Annotated in this window: 7 protein-coding genes and 1 tRNA gene; 2 read left to right on the top strand and 6 right to left on the bottom strand. The window is 56.0% G+C overall.

Going from position 1 to position 8,821, the window contains the following annotated elements; genetic code table 11:
• From HX773_RS25200 to xylF, 6 genes are all read right to left on the bottom strand, one after another.
• The coding region (locus HX773_RS25200; protein WP_176973779.1) for an Arm DNA-binding domain-containing protein at positions 1-251 on the bottom strand (251 nt) is incomplete at its 3' end.
• A 162-nt stretch (positions 252-413) separates the two neighbouring features.
• Positions 414-508, bottom strand: a tRNA-Sec gene (locus HX773_RS25195).
• 61 nt (positions 509-569) lie between these two features.
• Positions 570-1,748 carry a D-xylose utilization transcriptional activator XylR gene (gene xylR / locus HX773_RS25190; protein ID WP_061719296.1) on the bottom strand — a complete coding sequence of 393 codons (1,179 nt, stop codon included), beginning with the start codon at positions 1,746-1,748 and terminating at the stop codon, positions 570-572.
• 93 nt (positions 1,749-1,841) lie between these two features.
• Positions 1,842-3,023: a xylose ABC transporter permease XylH gene (gene xylH, locus HX773_RS25185; RefSeq protein WP_176973778.1), complete on the bottom strand. Its 1,182-nt coding sequence runs from the start codon at positions 3,021-3,023 to the stop codon at positions 1,842-1,844.
• Positions 3,016-4,536 (bottom strand): xylose ABC transporter ATP-binding protein, encoded by a 1,521-nt coding sequence (locus HX773_RS25180; RefSeq protein ID WP_176973777.1) that lies wholly within the window; start codon positions 4,534-4,536, stop codon positions 3,016-3,018. The genes xylH and HX773_RS25180 overlap by 8 nt, the downstream gene beginning before the upstream one ends.
• 28 nt (positions 4,537-4,564) lie before the next feature.
• Positions 4,565-5,557, bottom strand: a complete 993-nt coding sequence (xylF, locus tag HX773_RS25175; RefSeq protein ID WP_008105256.1) for a D-xylose ABC transporter substrate-binding protein — start codon at positions 5,555-5,557, stop codon at positions 4,565-4,567.
• A gap of 345 nt (positions 5,558-5,902) precedes the next feature.
• Between xylF and xylA the strand changes: the two genes are divergently transcribed.
• Entirely contained in the window at positions 5,903-7,225 is a 1,323-nt protein-coding gene (xylA, locus tag HX773_RS25170) for a xylose isomerase (RefSeq protein ID WP_176973776.1), read from the top strand.
• Between the two features lie 17 nt (positions 7,226-7,242).
• Complete coding sequence (xylB, locus tag HX773_RS25165; RefSeq protein ID WP_176973775.1) at positions 7,243-8,685, top strand: xylulokinase; 1,443 nt, start codon at positions 7,243-7,245, stop codon at positions 8,683-8,685.
• The last annotated feature ends 136 nt before the right edge of the window (positions 8,686-8,821 follow it).

Raw genomic sequence — 8,821 nt, 5'->3', positions numbered from 1 at the left:
AGTTTTTGTTGACCACTACAATTCGCTACCTGCTTGCGCGCTGTATCGCGTTTCTCACGCGCCTCTGCAAGTGATACGAGACTGTAAGAACCAAAGGACATCAGGCGAGCCTTGCCTGCATACCGGTAACGGAATCTCCACCCTTTGCTTCCATCGGGATTGATCAGGAGGGCTAAGCCTTGCCCATCGTTCATGGTGTAAGGCTTGTCTAGCGGCTTTGCGCGCCGAATTTGTATGTCAGTTAGTGGCATGTGTATAAGCGGATTTTGTGTATAAGTATTCTATACACAACACTATACATACTTTTAGTGGATTCAGGCAGACTCTGTCGGACAGCCATGGACAGAGATATTCACATTAGCACTGAAAATAAAGGTTTTTTTGTACTTACTCGGACAAGCATGAACATTGATTGGCGGAAGACCACAGGAGTCGAACCTGCCCAGGACCGCTGGCGGCCCCAACCGGATTTGAAATCCGGCCGCCTCACCGGAGACGACGATCTTCCTTTGAAGATGCCGCAGGAGTATAGCGACAATCGCGGCGGAATTCTTGATCTCAGCCGTGCGTCACAGCACGTTTTCACCGTGAAGTTGCCGATACTCCTTTGGTGTATTGGCGTAACTCTTCTTAAACACCGAATAGAAATATTGCAGCGACGGGTAGCCACACATTTGTGAGATCTCATTGATGCTTAATGAAGAACACGCCAGCAGCTCGCGCGCTTTCTCCAGTTTTTCGCGGTGAATCATGGCGTGAATGGTGTCGCCAGTTTCATCGCGGAAGCGTTTTTCCAGATTCGATCGCGAGATGCCGATGGCATCCAGCACTTGTTCAACCTTAATACCTTTGCAGGCGTTAAAGCGGATGTAATGCATCGCCTGAATCACTGCGGGATCGTGCAAGGAGCGGAAATCGGTGGAGCGGCGCGCAATCACTTTCACCGGTGGCACCAGAATTCGTTGCAGTTGCAGAGGCTGATTATCCAGCAGGCGATGCAGCAGTTTTGCCGCCTGATAACCCATCTGACGTGAACCCTGCGCCACGGACGAGAGCGCCACGCGCGACAGATAACGCGTGAGTTCCTCGTTATCGATACCGATCACCGTGAGCTTCTCCGGCACCGGAATTTTGAGGTATTCACAGGCCTGCAACAGATGGCGCGCACGCGCATCGGTGACGGCGATAATGCCGGTTTGCTGCGGCAGGGTTTGCAGCCAGTCAGCCAAGCGGTTTTGAGCGTGCTGCCAATTTTCCGGCGCGGTTTCCATGCCCTGATAGACCACGCCTTGATAACGCTCGCGCGCCACCAGCTGGCGAAACGCATGCTCACGCTCCTGTGCCCAGCGTTTGCCGCTGGCTGCGGGCAAGCCATAGAATGCAAAGCGGTTCACGCCTTTCTCTTTCAAATGCAAAAAGGCACTCTCGACCAGCGCGGCGTTGTCGGTGGCGATGTAATGCACCGGCGGATAGTCCTGCGGCTGATGGTACGATCCGCCGACGCCGACAATCGGCACCGACACGTTCGCCAGCAGTTTTTCAATCGAGGGATCGTCGTAATCGGCGATAACCCCATCGCCCAGCCATTCACGGATGTTGTCGATGCGGCAACGAAAATCCTCTTCGATGAAAATGTCCCAATCCGTTTGTGATGCCTGTAAATATTCACCGACGCCCTCAACCACCTGACGGTCATAAACCTTATTGGCGTTGAACAGCAACGTAATGCGAAAGCGTTTCTCATGCATCGTGGCGCACTCTCCTAAATCGACAGCACCTTGCATAGCATGGCACGACGGACAGCAGAAAGAATTTGCGCCACATTGTGATCCCCCACGCGATTACACCCGGCGGCGCGTCGCGGTATCCATCCACACTGCCAGCAGCAGGATGGCGCCCTTGACGATGTACTGCCAGAAGGTTGGAACATCCATCATGCTCATGCCGTTATCCAGCGAAGCCATGATAAATGCGCCGATGACCGCGCCCGCCACCGAACCAACGCCGCCCGCCAGGCTGGTGCCGCCAATCACGCAGGCGGCGATGGCATCCAGCTCGGCAATGTTGCCTGCCGAAGGCGAACCCGCGCCAAGGCGTGAGCTAAGGATCAGGCCCGCAATCGCCACCATCACGCCATTGATGGCGAAGACCGCCAGCTTGGTGCGGGCCACATTAATGCCGGAAAGGCGCGCGGCATCCAGGTTGCCACCGATGGCATAAATCCGGCGACCAAAGGCCGTGCGTGTCGCCATAAACATGCCACCAAGCAACAGCAGTGCCAGCAGCAAGACCGGCGTTGGCACGCCGCGATAGTCGTTGAGCAGCCAAATCGCGCCCAGTACCAGAACGGCAGTGACGACCTGCCGCACCAGCGCACCGCTGACGGAGGTTTGCGCCAGACCAAGCTGTTGGCGACGCAGGCGCAAGCGCCATTGCCAGAGGATAAACAGCGCCAGGCCAGCAAAGCCGAAGCCAAAACCGATCCCGCCAGGCAGATAACTTTGGCCAATCTGCGACATCGCCGGGCTGGTGGGCGCCACCGTGGTGCCGTCGGTGATGCCGACCAGAATGCCGCGAAACGCCAGCATCCCCGCCAGCGTGACAATAAACGACGGGACTTTGCGATAGGCCACCCACCAGCCGTTCCAGGTGCCGAGCAGTAAGCCCATCACCAAGGTCACGACGATGGTGAGCGGCAGCGGCCAACCGAGCCAGACGTCAAAGATGGCCGCGGCCCCGCCGAGCAATCCCATCATTGAACCCACCGAGAGATCGATCTCCGCAGAGATAATGACGAACACCATGCCGACCGCAAGGATGCCGGTGATGGCGGTCTGGCGCAGTAGGTTGGAAACATTACGTGCGCTGAGCCAGGCACCGTCGGTGGTCCAGGTGAAGAACAGGGCGATCAGCACAATCGCACCCAGCATCACCAGCACCTGCAGATCCGGCAGCGAGAATTTACCGGGCGCACCTTTGCCCGGCGAGGTGAGGCCGCGTTGCGTACTTTCGGTCTTAAACATAGTGTTCACTCCGCAGGGCAGCTTCCATCACCTGCTCCTGAGTCAGGTTATCGTTAATCAGATCGGCTTTGATTTTGCCTTCATGCATCACCAAAACCCGATCGCTCAGGCCCAGCACTTCGGGCAGCTCAGACGAAATGACAATCACGGCAATCCCTTGCTGCACTAGCGAATTGATCAGCAAATAAATTTCCTGGCGCGCGCCCACATCAATGCCGCGCGTAGGCTCATCAAGAATTAAGATTTTTGGATTGAGCAGCAGACATTTAGCGAGGATCGCTTTCTGTTGATTCCCGCCGCTCAGGCGACCAATCGGCAGTTCCGCCGACGAGGTTTTCACTCGCAGGCGCGCAATGGCCTGGTTGATCGCCTGCTGCTCCTGCGCGTCATCCAGCAGCGAAAGTCGGGGAGAGAATTGATCCAGCGCGGCCAGCGTGATGTTTTTGCCCACGCCCATTAGCGGCACGATGCCATCCTTTTTGCGGTCTTCCGGCACCATCGCGATGCCGTGCGCGATGGCGGCGCGGCAGTCATTGATACGAACTTTCTTACCGTTAATGTGAATATCGCCCTGCCAGCGTCCCGGCCAAACGCCAAACAGACACTGCACGGTTTCGGTTCGACCGGCACCGACCAGCCCGGCAATACCAAGAATTTCACCGCGCTTCAGGCTAAAAGAGACGTTATCCACCCGGCGAATATGGCGGTTGACGGGATGCCACGCCGTGAGGTTCTCCACTTGCAACACGGTTTCGCCAATCTCGTGTGGGCTATGCGGATAGAGCGCCGTCAGCTCGCGCCCGACCATCATGGTGATGATGTCATCCTCACTCAGCCCGGCGGCCGCGCGGGTCGCGATATGCTGACCGTCGCGGATCACGCAGACGGAGTCGGAAATCGCTTTTACCTCATTGAGTTTGTGCGAGATGTAGATGCAGGCGATGCCGTGTTCGCGCAGATTTTTGATGATGCTTAGCAGCACCTCAGTTTCCTGTTCGGTGAGCGAAGAGGTCGGCTCGTCGAGGATCAGCAGGCGCACCTGTTTATTCAGGGCGCGCGCAATCTCCACCAGCTGTTGCTGGCCTAATCCCAGCTCGCCGACGCGCGTATCCGGCGATACCTGCAGCTTGACCCGCTCCAGCAGCTGCTGGCAACGCAGCGTCATGGTTTCGTCATCCACCATGCCGAAACGTCCCAGCTCTGCGCCGAGGAAAATGTTCTCCATCACCGTTAGCTGCCGCACCAGCGCCAGCTCTTGATGGATGATCACGATCCCTTTGCGTTCGGTATCACGAATGGTCTGCGCCTGAATCTCGTCGCCCGCAAAATGGATACTGCCTTCGAAGTCACCGTGCGGATACAGCCCGCACAGGATCTTCATTAGTGTCGATTTCCCCGAGCCGTTTTCGCCGCACAGCGACATCACTTCACCGGCTTCCAGCTGCAGGCTCACGTCATCCAGTGCTTTCACCGCGCCGAAACGCTTGGTGATATGGTTCATTTCCAGCAACATCGGCCTCTCTCCTTTACGGGCTTGCGCCTCAGAGTTCGCTCTGCTTGTGGAAGCCGTCTTTGACTACCGTGCTTTCAATGTTGTCTTTGTTCACCGGAATAGGATTCAGCAGGCGCGATGGCACATCTTTCAGGCCATTATTCAGCTTGCTGTTGCTGGCGGGTTGTTTGTCGTCACCGAGTTCCACCGCGATTTTGGCCGCTTCGGTCGCCAGTTCAGTGATGGGTTTATAAACCGTCATGGTTTGGGTGCCGTTCATAATGCGTTTGATGGCGGCCAAATCGGCATCCTGACCGGAGATCGCGACTTTGCCGGAAAGTCCCTGCGCGCTTAATGCCTGAATCGCACCGCCTGCGGTGGCATCATTCGACGCTACAACGGCATCAATGTGGTTGCTGTTCGCCGTTAAGGCGTTCTCCATTATTTTCAGGGCATTTTCCGGCAGCCAGGCATCAACCCACTGATCGCCGACCACTTTAATGCTGCCATTATCAATATAAGGTTTTAACACTTTCATCTGGCCGGCACGGAACAGGCGCGCGTTATTATCCACCGGCGAGCCGCCCATCAGGAAGTAATTACCTTTTGGTACTTGCTTCACAATACTTTCGGCCTGTAATTCGCCCACTTTTTCATTATCGAATGAGATATAAAAATCAATATCGGCGTTATTAATCATGCGGTCATACGCCAGCACTTTAATGCCTTCACGTTTCGCTTCCGCCACCACGTTACTTAAAACCTGGCCGTTATAAGGGATGATGACCAATACATCGACGCCGCGATTAATCATATTTTCAATTTGCGACATCTGCGTTTCTTCATTGCCGTTGGCCGATTGCACAAACACTTTGGCGCCCAGTGATTCGGCTTGTTTAACAAAGATATCGCGATCTTTTTGCCAGCGTTCCAGACGTAAATCATCAATAGCCATACCGATTTTGACTTCTTTGGCGCTACCCGCGTGACTAAACAGGGCCAGAGCCGCGCAGGCGGCCAACAGTGATTGTTTCATGTTCATGGTGTTAATCCTGTAGGTTGAGGCTGTTGTCGTTGTAAGGCTTATAACCAGGCCGATGAATTGTTGCCCTGAGTTTCAGATGACATCAATTACTGATTTTTATCCGGCTATTACGTTTTTTGGTTTATTTGCGATTTTATGAGCGTGATCGATATTTGAACGCTTTCAGAAAAAACGAAGTGAGAGAGGCTGAATGAAAATAACGACATTATTTTGCGAGCTGGCGCACAAATAATAATTATCTTACGTTGAGTGTTAAATATCGTAATTGAGCAGCAGTAAATTACATCATCACAATAATGGCTCAAAGCTGACCATTCGGGTCCTCATGCTAAGGAGCTAACTATGCACGCCTATTTCGACCAGCTTGATCGCGTTCGTTATGAAGGGAGTAATACCCGCAATCCTCTGGCGTTTCGTCATTACAACCCGGACGAAGTGATTCTCGGTAAAACCATGGCGGAGCATCTGCGCTTTGCGGCCTGTTACTGGCATACCTTTTGCTGGAACGGCGCGGATATGTTTGGCGTTGGCGCGTTTGATCGTCCGTGGCAGAAGCCAGGTGATGCGCTCGAACTGGCGAAGCAAAAAGCCGATGTCGCCTTTGAGTTCTTCCATAAACTGAATGTGCCTTATTACTGCTTCCACGATGTGGATGTCTCACCGGAAGGCGATTCGCTGAAAAGCTATCGCGAAAACTTTGCCGTAATGACCGATAAGTTGCTGGAAAAACAGCAGGAAACCGGCGTGAAACTGCTGTGGGGAACCGCCAACTGCTTTACCCATCCGCGTTACGGTGCGGGTGCGGCGACCAATCCGGATCCGGAAATTTTTGCCTGGGCGGCCAGCCAGGTGTGCAGCGCCATGCAGGCCACGCAAACTCTGGGCGGCGAGAACTATGTGCTGTGGGGCGGACGTGAAGGGTATGAAACCCTGCTGAATACCGATCTGCGTCAGGAGCGCGAGCAGATTGGCCGGTTTATGCAGATGGTGGTGGAGCACAAACATAAGATCGGTTTCCACGGCATGTTGCTGATCGAACCCAAGCCACAGGAGCCGACGAAACATCAGTATGACTATGATGTGGCAACGGTTTATGGCTTCCTGAAGCAGTTCGGGCTGGAGAAAGAGATCAAAGTGAATGTGGAAGCCAACCACGCGACGCTGGCGGGCCACTCTTTCCATCATGAGATCGCAACGGCCATCGCGCTGGGCATTTTTGGCTCGGTGGATGCTAACCGTGGCGACATGCAGTGTGGCTGGGATACCGACCAGTTCCCGGTCAGCGTGGAAGAGAATGCGCTGGTGCTGTACGAAATTATCAAAGCGGGCGGATTCACCACCGGCGGCTTAAACTTTGATGCCAAAGTCCGCCGCCAGAGCACTGATAAATACGACCTGTTCTATGGCCATATCGGCGCGATGGATACCATGGCGCTGGCGTTAAAAGTTGCGGCACGCATGGTAGCGGACGGCGAGCTGGATAAGCGTGTGGCGCAGCGCTACAGCGGCTGGAACGGCGAGTTTGGGCAGCAGATCCTGAAAGGTGAATTTTCCCTCGCCGCGCTGGCGGATCAGGCGCAGCAACAGCAATTTAATCCACAGCATCGCAGTGGACGCCAGGAACAGCTGGAGAATCTGGTGAATCACTACTTGTTTGATTTTTAACTTTTCAGGAGCGCAGCATGGTTATCGGCATCGATTTAGGCACCTCCGGCGTGAAAGTGGCGTTGCTGGATGCGCACGGCAAAGTGATTGCAGTGGAGAGTGCGCCGCTGGAGGTGTCGCGGCCGCAGCCGTTATGGAGCGAGCAAGATGCCGAAAGCTGGTGGCAGGCAACGGATCGTGCCATGCAGGCGCTGGCGCAGCAGCACGATCTCAGCGGCGTGAAGGCGATTGGCCTGAGCGGGCAGATGCACGGCGCCACCTTGCTGGGTAGCGATAATCGGGTGCTGCGTCCGGCGATTTTGTGGAATGACGGGCGCAGCGGCGAGCAGTGCCAGGAACTGGAGAAGCGCGTGCCGGATTCGCGTCGCATCACCGGCAATCTGATGATGCCCGGCTTTACCGCGCCTAAACTGCTGTGGGTAAAACAGCATGAGCCGCAGGTGTTTGCTCAGGTGGCTAAAGTACTGCTGCCAAAGGATTATCTGCGCTTGCGCCTGAGCGGTGAGTTCGCCAGCGATATGTCGGACGCGGCGGGCACGATGTGGCTGGATGTGGCGCAGCGCGACTGGAGCGATGAGATGCTTAGCGCTTGCGATTTGCAGCGCAGCCAGATGCCGCAACTGTTTGAGGGCAATCAAATCACCGGCACCTTGTTGGCGGATGTCGCCGCGCGCTGGGGCATGCAAAGCGTGCCGCTGGTGGCGGGCGGCGGCGATAACGCCGCGGGTGCGGTGGGTGTCGGCATGGTCGAGCCGGGACAAGGCATGCTGTCGCTCGGCACGTCGGGCGTCTATTTCCTGGTGAGCGACGGCTATCTCAGCAATCCACAGCGTGCGGTGCACAGCTTCTGCCACGCGCTGCCGCAGCGCTGGCATTTGATGTCAGTGATTTTGAGCGCGGCTTCCTGCCTCGATTGGGCGGCGGCGTTGACCGGCTGCGCCGATGTGCCGCAACTGCTGAGTGAGGCGGAAAAAGCGCGCAGCGATGTGCCGCCAGTGTGGTTCCTGCCTTATCTTTCTGGCGAGCGCACGCCGCATAACAATCCGCAGGCGCAGGGCGCGTTCTTTGGTTTAACGCATCAGCATGGCCGGCCAGAACTGGCGCGCGCGGTGCTGCAAGGCGTGGGCTTCGCGCTGGCCGAAGGCATGGATGCGGTGCATGAGTGCGGCGTGCAGCCGAAAACCGTGATGCTGATTGGCGGCGGTGCGCGAAGTGCATACTGGCGTCAGATGCTGGCGGATATCAGCGGGCAGACGCTGGATTATTGTCACGGCGGCGAAGTCGGCCCGGCGCTGGGTGCGGCGCGACTGGCGCAGCTGGCGATTGATCCGGCGAGCGAATGGCCGTCGCTGGAGCTGGCGCAGCGGCATCAACCGGATACGGCGCGGCATCAGGCGTATCAGCCACAGCGCGAGGTGTTTGCGCGCTTGTATCAGCAGTTGCAGCCGTTGATGTCTTGATGTGGAGGAGTGATGGCTGGATTTGGCAGGGTGTTGGGGTTTTTATCGGTTATGATTGGGTAATTATGTTGAAGTGAGTGGCTTGATTTGGTCGCCATTAATGGCGACCCTACATGTAGGGCTGAGGGATCCCCAG

The organism is Pantoea sp. B9002 (assembly GCF_013385945.1).
Taxonomy (GTDB): domain Bacteria; phylum Pseudomonadota; class Gammaproteobacteria; order Enterobacterales; family Enterobacteriaceae; genus Pantoea.
Note: the sequence above shows the minus strand (reverse complement) of the source record. Positions and strands in the feature narration are given on the sequence as shown.